We start from the raw sequence: 13,350 nt of genomic DNA on the forward strand, positions 1-13,350 counted from the left end.
TTAGTTAATTAATATCAAAATAAGATAGAACACACGACGATCAACTTCAAAAAGAGCAAGGTGTTCACAAGACGAGGAACGCAGCGTATACTTAATACGTGAGTACCGCAGTACTTGTAGAACAACGTAGCCAATTTTTGAAGTTCATCGAGTGTATATATTAGTATACAACTCTTCCTCATCAGGTAGTGGGGAATTTTCTGAAAACTCTACCGCTTCTTTAATAATCTCTTTAACTGATTGCTCTATTTCTTTTAAATCAGCTTCACTTGCATAATTATTTTCTAATATTATCTTGCGTATCTCAGTAATAGAATCACGCTCTTTATACGTCTCTACTTCTTCTTTACTGCGGTATTTTGCGGGATCAGACATTGAATGCCCACGATAACGGTAGGTTTTCACCTCTAATATCAAAGGCATACTATTCTCTCTAACATATTCCGCTGCCTGCTTAACACCGTTATACATTTCTTCAAAATCCATGCCGTTTAATTGAAATCCTTTAATCCCGAACGATTCGCCCTTTTTATAAAGATCACGCATAAAGGTTGAGCGAGCAACCGAAGTACCCATAGAATATTCATTATTTTCAATAATATAAACTACCGGTAAGACCCATAAAGCAGCCATATTAAAAGCTTCATACACCTGTCCTTGATTAACCGCACCATCACCTAAGAAAGTAAAGCAAATATTGTTCGTGCCATTATATTTCTCAGCAAAAGCAAGCCCTGTACCTATCGGCACTTGAGCTCCTACTATACCGTGTCCGCCGTAAAACTTATTCGGCACGTCAAATAAATGCATCGACCCGCCTTTGCCTTTTGAGCAACCTGTAGCACGCCCCATAAGCTCAGCTAACACATATTTTGGCTCGGTGCCTGCTAGAATAATATGAGCATGATCACGATAGCTAGTAATAGTACTGTCTTCTTTCTGCTTAATCATATCTACGGCAGAAATTACTGCCTCCTGTCCGATATATAAATGGCAAAAACCACCTATTTTACCCATACCATATAACTGACCACATTTTTCTTCAAAACGCCTAAGTAACAACATATCTTTGAAAGCTTTTAAACTTTCTTCTTTGTTCGGTTTATATTTTTGGGATTTAATTTCCACTAATTTCTCCTTATAATCTTAAACGTCATTGCGAGGAGGCGAAGCCGACGCGGCAATCTCATGAAACATCCTGAGATTGCTTCGTCGAAACTGATAGTTTCTCCTCGCAATGACTACACACTACAATTTTTTCAAGTTCACAAAATATGGCACATGATCAGAAGGTGGTGTCCAGTCTCTTGCTTCTGACAATAAATGTATGGAAAATAATTCATCTTTTAAATTATTACTAACCCAAATATGATCAAGCCGCCTACCTCTGTTAGATTTTTTCCAATCTACGTTTCTATAGCTCCACCAAGTATAAAACTTTTCATCAAGTGGCACAAAATGCCTACTACTATCAATAAACTCTAACGAATTTTGCAATTCTACTAATAAAGAACGCTCAATATCAGTATGACTAATAACATTTTGCAGCTGCTTGCTAGACCATACATCATGCGGGTGTGGGGCAATATTTAAATCACCTGCAATTATAATCTTATCATTTTTACTACGGTTATTAGTTAACCAATCTTGCATTAACCTTATATATTCTAACTTATGCTTAAACTTTGAATTTAGCTCTATGTCAGGTATATCACCCCCAGCAGGAACATAAAAATTATGTATCTCAATATCATTAACAGTAGCTGCTATATGCCTTTTATCGCCGTTATATAGCTCAAGTGAAAAAACATTTTGCAGTGGAAGTTTTGAGATAATAGCAACGCCGTTATATGATTTCTGCCCCGAATATATTACATATTCATAACCTATATTTTTGATTACTTCAAGAGGAAATAACGGATCATCTACTTTTGTCTCTTGCAATAAAATAATATCAGGTTGATGTTCATATGCCAATCTTTTTAATAAATCAATACGCAAACGCAACGAATTAATGTTCCACGTAACTATCTTCATTTAGTTTTTGTCATCTCTTATAGCTGCATTTACTATTGCATCTCTGAAATAAATTATTCCAATTTGATTTAAAGGATTTTTCATATCAATCAAAACTTACGCTATGTTTGGTTCTAAATATCGTAAAGATGGAGAACGAAGCTGTTGTTGCATATAGTCATCTAAAAGCCCTAACTTTATTTGGTAGACCGTTTTACCTATTTTATTTGCAGTTCTTTTGAGAAAAGCCCAAACTAGAAATGCACAACTAATGTGATTACGTTGGATACGCTGTTTTCTGCATTGGCAACGTTCTATACCAGTCAGTTGCTTAATTTTTCTATGCATGCTCTCAATTACCCATCGCAAGCCAAACTCATCTTGTGCAGCTTTAGAAGATTTTTGAGTTTTGTTATTGGTAACAACATAATCAACTCTGTTGGTAGAAACAGTAAATGTTAAACAAATTAACATGCTTATTTTTGGCAAATCCTTTTATATGAATCTCCATTCCATTCTTAATTTCTTCATCTGAAAACGTCAACTTGCTAACAGCTTTATAAGGCTCGTAATCACACGTTTTACTAACATTTCTATTGGCTTTAATAGGGGCATAATAATATTTGCCCAAGGAGTCAACATGTTGCATAATTTTGTGTGTAGCATACCATGTGTCAAAAAGTACAGTTTGAAAAGGAATCTTTTTACTATAAACAGCATTATTGAACATCTTTAGTAGGTGATCTAGTTTCGTCGCTCCATCATGATCAGGTGAAAAAATGCGATAATCTATTACCCAAAACTTATCAATATCGGGGTTATAATATACAAGACTCACTACTCCTATACCGGTAGTAACTCCACCTGTAGCTCCACTATACTGCGATCTAGCAACCTCTATTTTCTTTGTGTTCCTTTTGTTTAACACCGTATCATCAAATATTGTATATCCGTTAGATGAAAAGATAACATCATTCTTAATGTGTTCCCATAACAAAGAAGGAGTATATTTTTCATTTTCTAAAAATCTATTAATAACATCATGGCTACATTTCTTGGCATGTTCAGCGTAGTAGGTTAAACTATAATTCTTTTGGCTAATTGTTAAAAATTGACAGTAATCTGTTCTATTAATTGGTATTGCTTGCAATCTGTTCCTCTTTGACATGTTTAATTATTCTTACAATAATTTATCACTCTTCCACTCATAGCGTAAGTTTTGCAATTTTATCTTGCATGTCTTCAGGAATTTTTACCATAGTGTTACTGAGTATAGCAAAATAAAGATTATTGGGCAAAATATATCCCATTTCGCTTTGCACTCCTAAAGCTTTACCAGAAAAATGAATCATTGTATGTTTAGAATCAAGATCAGTAATATAGATACCATACCCCATGTAAGTCTTACGTCCGTCTATTTCTTTTGCAGGAAAATACTTAGTAGTCATAAGCTTATATGACTTTGTAGAAAGAATTTTGCCGCTATTTAATGCTCTATACCACTTAATAAGGTCACTTGGAGTTGATATAATCCCACCATCAGCACAAGGAAGTGCTACAAAATCAGCAGTTACAGGGTTAAATATAGGTTTATTACTATTATTTGGGGTTATAAAATATCTTACCGGATAATTAGAACTAATAACATTTCTTTGAATTCTAGCCGCTTCACTATATAAAGCAAAACTGGTAGATTTCATATTTAATGGTCTAAAAAATTTATCTTGAAAAAAGTTGTACAAATCTTTTTTAGTCAAAACTTACGCTATGAGTGGAAGAGTGATAAATTATTGTAAGAATAATTAAACATGTCAAAGAGGAACAGATTGCAAGCAATACCAATTAATAGAACAGATTACTGTCAATTTTTAACAATTAGCCAAAAGAATTATAGTTTAACCTACTACGCTGAACATGCCAAGAAATGTAGCCATGATGTTATTAATAGATTTTTAGAAAATGAAAAATATACTCCTTCTTTGTTATGGGAACACATTAAGAATGATGTTATCTTTTCATCTAACGGATATACAATATTTGATGATACGGTGTTAAACAAAAGGAACACAAAGAAAATAGAGGTTGCTAGATCGCAGTATAGTGGAGCTACAGGTGGAGTTACTACCGGTATAGGAGTAGTGAGTCTTGTATATTATAACCCCGATATTGATAAGTTTTGGGTAATAGATTATCGCATTTTTTCACCTGATCATGATGGAGCGACGAAACTAGATCACCTACTAAAGATGTTCAATAATGCTGTTTATAGTAAAAAGATTCCTTTTCAAACTGTACTTTTTGACACATGGTATGCTACACACAAAATTATGCAACATGTTGACTCCTTGGGCAAATATTATTATGCCCCTATTAAAGCCAATAGAAATGTTAGTAAAACGTGTGATTACGAGCCTTATAAAGCTGTTAGCAAGTTGACGTTTTCAGATGAAGAAATTAAGAATGGAATGGAGATTCATATAAAAGGATTTGCCAAAAATAAGCATGTTAATTTGTTTAAATTTACTGTTTCTACCAACAGAGTTGATTATGTTGTTACCAATAACAAAACTCAAAAATCTTCTAAAGCTGCACAAGATGAGTTTGGCTTGCGATGGGTAATTGAGAGCATGCATAGAAAAATTAAGCAACTGACTGGTATAGAACGTTGCCAATGCAGAAAACAGCGTATCCAACGTAATCACATTAGTTGTGCATTTCTAGTTTGGGCTTTTCTCAAAAGAACTGCAAATAAAATAGGTAAAACGGTCTACCAAATAAAGTTAGGGCTTTTAGATGACTATATGCAACAACAGCTTCGTTCTCCATCTTTACGATATTTAGAACCAAACATAGCGTAAGTTTTGTAGTTATTTTCTCAATAATCATATCAAGTATAACAAAATTAGTATTATATTTAAACTTTTTTCCTATAGGTGCTTCTAAAGGCTTAGACGCAACATATTGTAATATTTTTTTACGTGCATCTTTTCTAGTCATATTTAAATCTAGTTTTACAAAACCAAAATATTCAGTAATACCACTACTATGGGTTAATAAATTATGAATCCGATATTTTATATGCCCAATCAGGTACTTTACCTTACCACATTTCCAAATCAATATATTTATATATCTTGTCATTGACGTTTAATAATTTTTGCTCTTGTAACCTTAAGATTCCTGCGGCAGTTATGGGTTTCGTAGCAGAAGCAATAGGCATCATTTCATTTGCTTTTAACTGCTCACCATTTAAAGCGAAAATGCCTTTAGCTCCTGTTAGGAGTTGTTTATAATCATCGGCAAACATAAAAACAGCATTTACAAACCTATTGCTTATATATTCTTTTTCTGCCTCACTAATTCTTTGCTGAATATCTGCAAAACTATCAGCACAATTAACTATTAAAATAACCAATAATAAAATATACCTACGAAACATAATAACTTTAACTCTATACAAACTGAAACTTAAATTCTCTTAAAATAAGAAGGCAACTTTGCTTCTAAATTAATTTCTTTGCCAAAAATTTTTTCAGATAATACTATATTACTAGCATGCAAAAACATATATTTACTATACGGCATTAATTTTTCATTTCCATATTTATTATCACCAAATATTGGACAACCTAATAATTTAGCATGCAACCTTAATTGATGCATTCTACCCGTAATCGGATTAAATTCAACCAAAAATAAGTTATTGGCAAATGATTTAAGTAATTTATAATAAGTAATGGCAAGTTTACCATTATTGTCCTCTATATCAGTAATTTTTGATATACTGCCCTTACTTTTTTCTATCTTAGTTTTAACTTCTCCTGTATTTTTAGTTGGCTTTCCGCAGGTTACAGCGAGATAGGTCTTTTTAACCAATTTTTCTTTAAAAGCATCATGAAGCTTTACACTACTTACATAATTTTTAGCAATTAAAAGCAAGCCGCTCGTTTCTTTATCTAATCTATGTACTAACTTAAAATCAGCTCCTTGACTGTTTAAATATTTTAACGCAGAATCAACCGATAAATTAATTTTACTACCACCTTGCGTTGCAAGCCCTGCTGGCTTATTAATCGCTATTATATTATCATCCTCATATATTAAATATTCAGTGGTAATTTTCTTTGCTAATGTAATTTCAGCATCAGTAAAAACTAGTTTAGTTGGTTGAGCTATAGGTAAATTAAACTTATCATGGATAAAAATTTCATCACCCTCCACTACTCTTAAACTTGCTTCTGCTTTTTTAGAATTAACAATTATTTGCTTTTGACGCAATGCTTTCTCTATCACTCCTTGAGTCAAAAGAGGATATAGACGTCTTAAATATTTATCTAACCTTGAGGCGATAGGGCTGTTTACAGTAATGATCATTAAGAATTTTTTATTAGAGAATAACACCAAATCAGCATAGATAAAAGCACTATAGCAAAAAATTGATGCATAGAAGCTGCTATTATAGGAACGTAATATAAAAGTGTAATTACACCAGTGGATAATTGTAACAATAAAGCGATAGTCAAATAGAATGCTACTTTATTTAATTTCGGATGTTTAACTTTTAATAAACAAATAATTAAGGTTACGATGATTACAGACAGACTATAAGCACCTAGACGGTGCACAAATTGGACAAAAACCGGATCATACCAATTTTTGAAACTTAAAAAATTGTCCTTTATTTCTATAGGAATAAAATTGCCACCCATCAATGGAAAGCTATTATATATTAGCCCTGCATCAAGCCCTGCAACTAAAGCACCTAAAAAAATCTGCACATATATTATAGCAAGACTGGCAAGACAGAATATAAGGGGTAATTTTAAATTTGTTTGTGATGGAATTAATAAAATATCGCAGTAATTTTTGACTAATTTGTAAAAAAGCAAATAATAAATAATTACGGCAATAATTAGATGAAAAGCAAGACGAAAATGGCTAACAGACGGATGATTAACTAAACCGCTTTTAACCATATACCATCCCATAAAACCTTGCATGCAGAATAACAGCAAGACAATTATATAAGGTAATATATCACGATTTTTTATGACCCCTTTAAAATAAAAATACATTAAAGGTAATACATATATTAAACCTGTAGCCCTACCAAGCAGGCGATGCACAAACTCTAATAGATAGATGAATTTAAACTCTGATAAAGTCATCCCGTAATTAACTGCATTATACTCAGGGAATAGCTGATATTTAGCAAACTCGGCTTGCCAAGCACCAAGACTAAAAGGTGGTAATATACCTGTTACCGGACGCCACTCAACTATCGATAAACCAGAACCAGTAAGCCTTGTTATCCCCCCTACAATAATCATCGCCACGACCATTATACAGCAAGTTAATAGCCATTTTGTGACTCTATTGATGTCATTCCTGCGTAGGTAAGAGTATAGAAACAAATTTGAGAACATAGATTATAGAGATTTTTGAATTAAATATAAAGCTGTTGCTGTGTGAATCAGCTCTGTCATCCCGTGGCTTCCACGGGATTCAGCTCTTTGTCATTCCCGCGTGGATAGAAAAACGCCCTAAGGTAGTCATACCGTGGCTTGTCCACGGTATCCAGAAAATAATAAAAAATACTAATTTTATTAGTATTTTTAACTAGATCCCGTGAATAAATCACGGGATGACACACTACCTACTAATCCTTGCTATACAAATCCTTTCAGTGATTTCTTTTAATTTTTCTATTCGCTCAATAAGATAAAGCAACTGCTCTTTGCTAATCTTATAATTTTTGTCATATCTTGCTTTAACATATGCTTCTTTTAGTAGCTCAAAACATTTTTTTTGCTCAGGAGTTGCTATAGGAAAAACTTGTAATAACTCACTGCTATAATTTTCTGCTTTGCTTCCTAACTTTTTTATATCATGTAATTTTGGTTTATAATTAGAAAAAACTAATAAAATAGTATTATAAAAACTTTCAGTAGCTTGATGAAGATAAAAAGCACTCTTGTTCAATTCTCCTCTTTCAAATGGATATTTACAATCTATCAGAAACCCGCACCCTTCTCTAAACCACTGTTCAAAATAATCTTGAGCTATTTCTTTCATCTCGCTCCAAGGTAAATCTTTAGCCTCACTTAAAATATATTCACCACTATCATACAAAAGAATGCCTTCTTTTTTAATATCGGTATAGAAATAACGTCCTTTTTCTAACTGTCTATTTATTTCTTCTATTGATTCAAGAATTATAGATATCCGTGAATCATACGGAATAATTTGTTTAGGGTTTATTACTCCTGTCTTTATTAATCTTTTATATATATTATCTTCTAAATTTAAAGTAGCATGACCTTTATACTTACCTTTTTTCAAAATAATCAAAATATCTGTATCGCTATGATAGCCATTAGGTAGATCACGTACCCAATCACCTCGTGCAAAAGAGCCATACAAGATAATCATAGCGATTTTATCTTGTGCGAGTTTTAAAATTTGCTGCACTATAAAATTTAGCCTGCGCCTAATATGTAAAGAGCGTTCAGGTAGTTCGGTTTTCATTGAAATATTTATTTTCTATAGCCAAGGTGGTGTTACCTGCTTCTTATGTAATTCCTGCATAGGCAGATATGTATCAACTTAAGGATCGGTGTCATCCCGTTGCGGCATTGCCCGCGTGGATCAGTTTTCCAGTTGTCATCCCATTTTTTATAATATTTGAAGTTTCTCCAATATATAAGGTTCCATTATGCTGGCTTGCTAATATATATAATATTATTTCATTATATTAATGATACTCCTCGCAGCAGAGCTACGAGGTATCTATCCAAAAAGTTTTAACTGTTTTTGTTGAAATGCTTTATAAGAAGGTTTGCCTGAACCTTGATTTTTTACATAATTACGTAATTTCCGCTCATCACCATGTTTACCTACTGTGCTCATAAAATATCCTTTACTCCAAAACTCACTTCCCCATAATTTTTCTTTAAGATTTGGATATTTCTTAAACATTTCCTTAGATGTAATACTTTTTATGATTTGAGTTATTTTTGTTGGGCTATACATTAGTATTGACTGTAGTAAAAAATGTACATGTTCTTTATCTACTCCTATTTCCAAAAATCTAATTTCATAACGAGCCTCTATGTCCTCACAAATTTTACATAAATAATCGTCTAGTTCCTCATTGAATATTACTCTTCTATACTTTGCCGGTGTTACTAAATGATATATTAGCAAAACTTACGCTATGTTTGGTTCTAAATATCGTAAAGATGGAGAACGAAGCTGTTGTTGCATATAGTCATCTAAAAGCCCTAACTTTATTTGGTAGACCGTTTTACCTATTTTATTTGCAGTTCTTTTGAGAAAAGCCCAAACTAGAAATGCACAACTAATGTGATTACGTTGAATACGCTGTTTTCTGCATTGGCAACGTTCTATACCAGTCAGTTGCTTAATTTCTCTATGCATGCTCTCAATTACCCATCGCAAGCCAAACTCATCTTGTGCAGCTTTAGAAGATTTTTGAGTTTTGTTATTGGTAACAACATAATCAACTCTGTTGGTAGAAACAGTAAATTTAAACAAATTAACATGCTTATTTTTGGCAAATCCTTTTATATGAATCTCCATTCCATTCTTAATTTCTTCATCTGAAAACGTCAACTTGCTAACAGCTTTATAAGGCTCGTAATCACACGTTTTACTAACATTTCTATTGGCTTTAATAGGGGCATAATAATATTTGCCCAAGGAGTCAACATGTTGCATAATTTTGTGTGTAGCATACCATGTGTCAAAAAGTACAGTTTGAAAAGGAATCTTTTTAACGCGAGTTTCGAATTAATATAGCATAGGATTTAGCATATCAAGAGAGATGTAATAGAAGGTTTATTATCAGACATTTGATAATTTATCAGTGCTGCAACCATATGCACAAAGGCATTTGTAACTGATCTATGCCTTGAATGCTCAAACTTCCCCAATAGTTTAATTTTACTAAACACAGATTCTATTAATGCTCTTTTAAGCAATAATATTTTATCCAACATAGACATAAGTTTATTTTTCATATTTTTCTTTACCCTAGTTACCATAAAAATTCCTTGCTCTAAAAGTTGTTGAAATAATTGTTGTGAAATATAACCACGATCTCCGAATACTTTACCAAAAAGATTTTTGATCATCAGTTCCAGCTGTTTTCTATCATCCTTATTGCCAGGGCTAAAAGATGCTTTAACTATACCACCGGCTCTATTAATTATTAGATGTAGTTTAAGTCCATAGAACCAACCTTTTGTTGTCTTACTGCGTGCTGCTATGCCGGCGAACACTTTATTCATTGAAATACGGTATCTCTTACATACCTCTATACTACTTGAATCTACAAAAGAAAGGCCATCACACTGATCCAAAATAGAATTGAATATCAGTACTAATAGTGGTAAATGTGGACCTATTATTTTTATAAATTGACTATAGCTTACTAATTGAAAATCTCTTTGATGATAAATCCATATTTGCTTCAGATAATAATTCTTAAAACAATCATAAGATGACTGCCAGTAGCCTATTATAATTGTTATTACCTCACTTCTGTTAAGTCGACTTTTAGGACCAGATTTGTTGTTATGGTTAGTAATTGAATTTGTATGCTTGTCTAATTCTTGAAAAAAATCATCGACGTAACAAAATATTTCTGTAAAATCCATTATCATAGGTTATTGCTCTTAAAGTTTTTTCAATAACCTATAAACTTTTTTCTTATACTATAAATACCATATTTTAATTAGCAATTTGTATTTTGTACTCACTTTATAACAAAAACAGTATTATCAATATCCCCGTAACCCACTGTTTATCAGCTATACAGCGACTTTTTGAATACGAAACTCGCGTACTCTTCTATACTTTGCCGGTGTTACTAAATGATATATTAGTACTGTGACATTATGACTTTTATGTATATAACTGCTTTCTTCCATGCATCTAGTATATCACGAAGCAGACCTTCGGGGAATTAAACCCTAAGAGATTAAAGTTAAAAGCTCGATTTCTCTCGCTTTATGCTGGATACCGTGGACAAGCCACGTATGACAGAGAAAAAACTGATCCACGCGGGCAATGCCCCACAGGCTTACTACCTTAGGATGATACGCATCTCCTCGCAATGACGTATATTACCCCTCACCGCCCCCACTATTCTCTACAACAGAATTATCTTTACTAGCCGCAGGGCGGTTCTTATTCGATTTTCTATTACGATATCTGCGTTTTGTCTTTTTTGGTAGCGGTTTCTCTTCTACTACTACACCATCATCCGTAATCTCTACTTCTTCTTTTACAACACTTATTACCTGATCTTTTGCTTCTTTTACTTCAGGCGTTTTCTTCTTTTCTTCACTGACAACATTATTATTATTGGCAGTTTTCCATTTATGCTTATTTTTACGTAGCTGCTGTTCTTTTTTAGGCTCTTCTTCAGTATAATCAGCACTATGATTTTGAATTACTGGCTTACCAGCATTAAGGTTATTATTATTTCTTTTCAACAATTTTACTTTCTCGATTGAATAACTATCAGAAGTAGCATTAGGATCAGAATAAAAATTAAGCCTTATATTATATTTCTCTTCAATAGATTTTATTTCCTGACGTTTATTATTAAGTAGGTAAATGACTGAAGAAACGTTAGCAAAAACATTTATTACGTCAATTTTATCTTCAAAAATTTCATTTTCGATAGTACGTAAGATTAGCATAGCATTAGATTCATCAGCTCTAACAACACCTTTACCATTACAATGAGAACAAATTGAAGAATTAGTTTCTAGGAAAGAAGAACGTAATCTCTGCCTTGACAATTCAAGCAATCCAAACTGACTTATATTACCGGTTTGTATACGCGCACGATCACGACTTAAGAATTCTTTAAAAGATCTTTCAATAATTTTACGATTTTTTATTTCATCCATATCAATGAAATCAACAACTATTAAACCTGATAAATCTCTAAGCTTAACTTGCCTTGCTATTTCTTTTGCTGCTTCTAAATTAGTTTTTAGTGCTGTTTCTTCAATATTTTTCTCAGAAGTTGATCTACCTGAGTTTACATCTATAGAAATAAGAGCTTCAGTTGGATTAATAACAATATATCCTCCTGAAGGCAAAGTTACCACAGGCTGGTATAGCTTAATTAACTGTTCCTCTACTTGAAACTTAGTAAATATAGGGGTTTTACTTTTATGCTCTTTAAGCTTTGATGCTTCTGACGGCAATAAGTCCTGCATAAATTTTGCAGCATCTTCATATGCTTCTTGCCCCTGAATTATGACCTCTTTAACATTATGATCACACATATCACGTATAGTTTTACGTATTATGCTGTCTTCTTCATGAATAAAGCATGGAGCTGGAAATTTAACAGTACTCTTACGGATTTTATTCCATAACCTTGATAAATAGCTATAATCTTTTTTCAGGTCTAAAGTACTGCAACCTCTACCTGCTGTCCTAATAATTACGCTATAAGGACTCTTGTCACCATTTACTACCTTGTTTAAAATATTCTTAAGCCTTTTTCTTTCATCACCATTTGATATTTTACGAGATATACCATTTTGTGCTGCTTTATTAGGCATTAAAACACAATATTTACCCGCTAAAGATACATAAGTAGTAAAAGCTGCACATTTATTTCCACGTTCCTCTTTAGTAACCTGAACTAATAATATTTGGTTTTTTCTTATTACGTCCTGTACTTTATATTGCTTATATTGCGGAACATTTTCTTCCTTATCGCTTTGGATAATTTCAATATCATCAGCTGCTTCTAAATTAAGCTCTGACTGAAATTTACTCTCTACTAACTCCTCTATTGCTTTTAGATCGATTTCCTCACCATCAATTAATGGGTCATATGAAGTAGCTACTGGTGTTTCATCTTCATCATCAATGACAATATTAGGTGGCACTATCTCAGGAAATGCGTTAATTGGAAAATTTTTCTCTGACGCAGGTAAATTGTAATAATTAGGATGTATTTCGCCAAAAGGCAAAAAGCCGCTTTTATCCATACCATATTCTATGAACACAGCTTGTAAAGATGGCTCTATTCTTGTTACTTTTGCTAAATAAATATTACCTTTATTTTGTTGTTTTCTTGTTGTTTGAAATTCAATATCTTCTATATTATTGCTTTGTCCCAATAAAACTACTCTTGTTTCATTTGAGAAATTAGCATCAATTATTATTTTTTTATTCATTAATCTCGCTCACTAACTCGAAGAATAAATAATTAATATAACACCTTAAGCATATCTTGTATTAATCTATTTAAATAAGTACCTATCTTTCTTTGGATTC

The 13,350-nt window shown here is 32.5% G+C and carries 9 protein-coding genes and 4 pseudogenes; 1 reads left to right on the forward strand and 12 read right to left on the reverse strand.

The genetic code is table 11. From position 1 onward, the window contains the following. Nucleotides 1-144: 144 nt before the first annotated feature. The 4 genes and pseudogenes from pdhA to ACOAL3_RS07580 form a co-directional block, all read right to left on the reverse strand. A complete protein-coding gene (gene pdhA / locus ACOAL3_RS07560) occupies nt 145-1,128 on the reverse strand; it encodes a pyruvate dehydrogenase (acetyl-transferring) E1 component subunit alpha (RefSeq protein ID WP_419234735.1) in 984 nt (327 codons plus the stop codon). A gap of 120 nt (nt 1,129-1,248) precedes the next feature. Continuing rightward, nucleotides 1,249-2,037, reverse strand: coding sequence for an exodeoxyribonuclease III (gene xth / locus ACOAL3_RS07565; RefSeq protein ID WP_395477173.1), 789 nt, complete (start codon nt 2,035-2,037; stop codon nt 1,249-1,251). A gap of 96 nt (nt 2,038-2,133) precedes the next feature. Beyond that, nucleotides 2,134-3,166 (reverse strand): annotated as a pseudogene (locus ACOAL3_RS07575) (IS701 family transposase). 73 nt (nt 3,167-3,239) lie between these two features. Next, a pseudogene (locus ACOAL3_RS07580) lies at nt 3,240-3,773 on the reverse strand (serine hydrolase domain-containing protein); the annotation flags it as partial. Between the two features lie 69 nt (nt 3,774-3,842). Here ACOAL3_RS07580 and ACOAL3_RS07585 point away from each other — a divergent pair. Continuing rightward, complete coding sequence (locus ACOAL3_RS07585; protein WP_473198140.1) at nt 3,843-4,874, forward strand: IS701 family transposase; 1,032 nt, start codon at nt 3,843-3,845, stop codon at nt 4,872-4,874. 1 nt (nt 4,875) lies between these two features. On the opposite strand, the pseudogene ACOAL3_RS07590 reads toward ACOAL3_RS07585, so the two are convergent. From ACOAL3_RS07590 to ACOAL3_RS07625, 8 genes and pseudogenes are all read right to left on the reverse strand, one after another. Beyond that, nucleotides 4,876-5,455 (reverse strand): annotated as a pseudogene (locus ACOAL3_RS07590) (serine hydrolase domain-containing protein); the annotation flags it as partial. Nucleotides 5,456-5,484: 29 nt separating this feature from the next. Next, entirely contained in the window at nt 5,485-6,390 is a 906-nt protein-coding gene (locus ACOAL3_RS07595; RefSeq protein WP_419234738.1) for an RluA family pseudouridine synthase, read from the reverse strand. Further along, nucleotides 6,390-7,442 carry a COX15/CtaA family protein gene (locus tag ACOAL3_RS07600; protein WP_419234739.1) on the reverse strand — a complete coding sequence of 351 codons (1,053 nt, stop codon included), beginning with the start codon at nt 7,440-7,442 and terminating at the stop codon, nt 6,390-6,392. The genes ACOAL3_RS07595 and ACOAL3_RS07600 overlap by 1 nt, the downstream gene beginning before the upstream one ends. Nucleotides 7,443-7,668: 226 nt before the next feature. Further along, a complete protein-coding gene (locus ACOAL3_RS07605; RefSeq protein WP_419234740.1) occupies nt 7,669-8,544 on the reverse strand; it encodes a HEPN domain-containing protein in 876 nt (291 codons plus the stop codon). A 261-nt stretch (nt 8,545-8,805) separates the two neighbouring features. After that, complete coding sequence (gene tnpA, locus ACOAL3_RS07610; protein ID WP_419234741.1) at nt 8,806-9,222, reverse strand: IS200/IS605 family transposase; 417 nt, start codon at nt 9,220-9,222, stop codon at nt 8,806-8,808. 3 nt (nt 9,223-9,225) lie between these two features. Then, nucleotides 9,226-9,813, reverse strand: a pseudogene (locus ACOAL3_RS07615) (transposase); the annotation flags it as partial. A 32-nt stretch (nt 9,814-9,845) separates the two neighbouring features. Continuing rightward, entirely contained in the window at nt 9,846-10,703 is an 858-nt protein-coding gene (locus tag ACOAL3_RS07620; protein ID WP_419234519.1) for an IS982 family transposase, read from the reverse strand. A 462-nt stretch (nt 10,704-11,165) separates the two neighbouring features. Continuing rightward, nucleotides 11,166-13,250, reverse strand: a complete 2,085-nt coding sequence (locus ACOAL3_RS07625; RefSeq protein WP_419234743.1) for an Rne/Rng family ribonuclease — start codon at nt 13,248-13,250, stop codon at nt 11,166-11,168. Nucleotides 13,251-13,350 lie beyond the last annotated feature (100 nt).

The organism is Rickettsia endosymbiont of Nabis limbatus (assembly GCF_965196655.1).
Lineage (GTDB): Bacteria > Pseudomonadota > Alphaproteobacteria > Rickettsiales > Rickettsiaceae > Rickettsia.

Excerpts from the sequence above, each read along its gene's own strand:
- ACOAL3_RS07605 (WP_419234740.1), bottom strand. The coding sequence starts at position 8,544 with ATGAAAACCGAACTACCTGAACGCTCTTTACATATTAGGCGCAGGCTA.
- xth (WP_395477173.1), bottom strand. The coding sequence starts at position 2,037 with ATGAAGATAGTTACGTGGAACATTAATTCGTTGCGTTTGCGTATTGAT.
- ACOAL3_RS07600 (WP_419234739.1), bottom strand. The coding sequence starts at position 7,442 with ATGTTCTCAAATTTGTTTCTATACTCTTACCTACGCAGGAATGACATC.
- ACOAL3_RS07595 (WP_419234738.1), bottom strand. The coding sequence starts at position 6,390 with ATGATCATTACTGTAAACAGCCCTATCGCCTCAAGGTTAGATAAATAT.
- ACOAL3_RS07620 (WP_419234519.1), bottom strand. The coding sequence starts at position 10,703 with ATGATAATGGATTTTACAGAAATATTTTGTTACGTCGATGATTTTTTT.
- ACOAL3_RS07625 (WP_419234743.1), bottom strand. The coding sequence starts at position 13,250 with ATGAATAAAAAAATAATAATTGATGCTAATTTCTCAAATGAAACAAGA.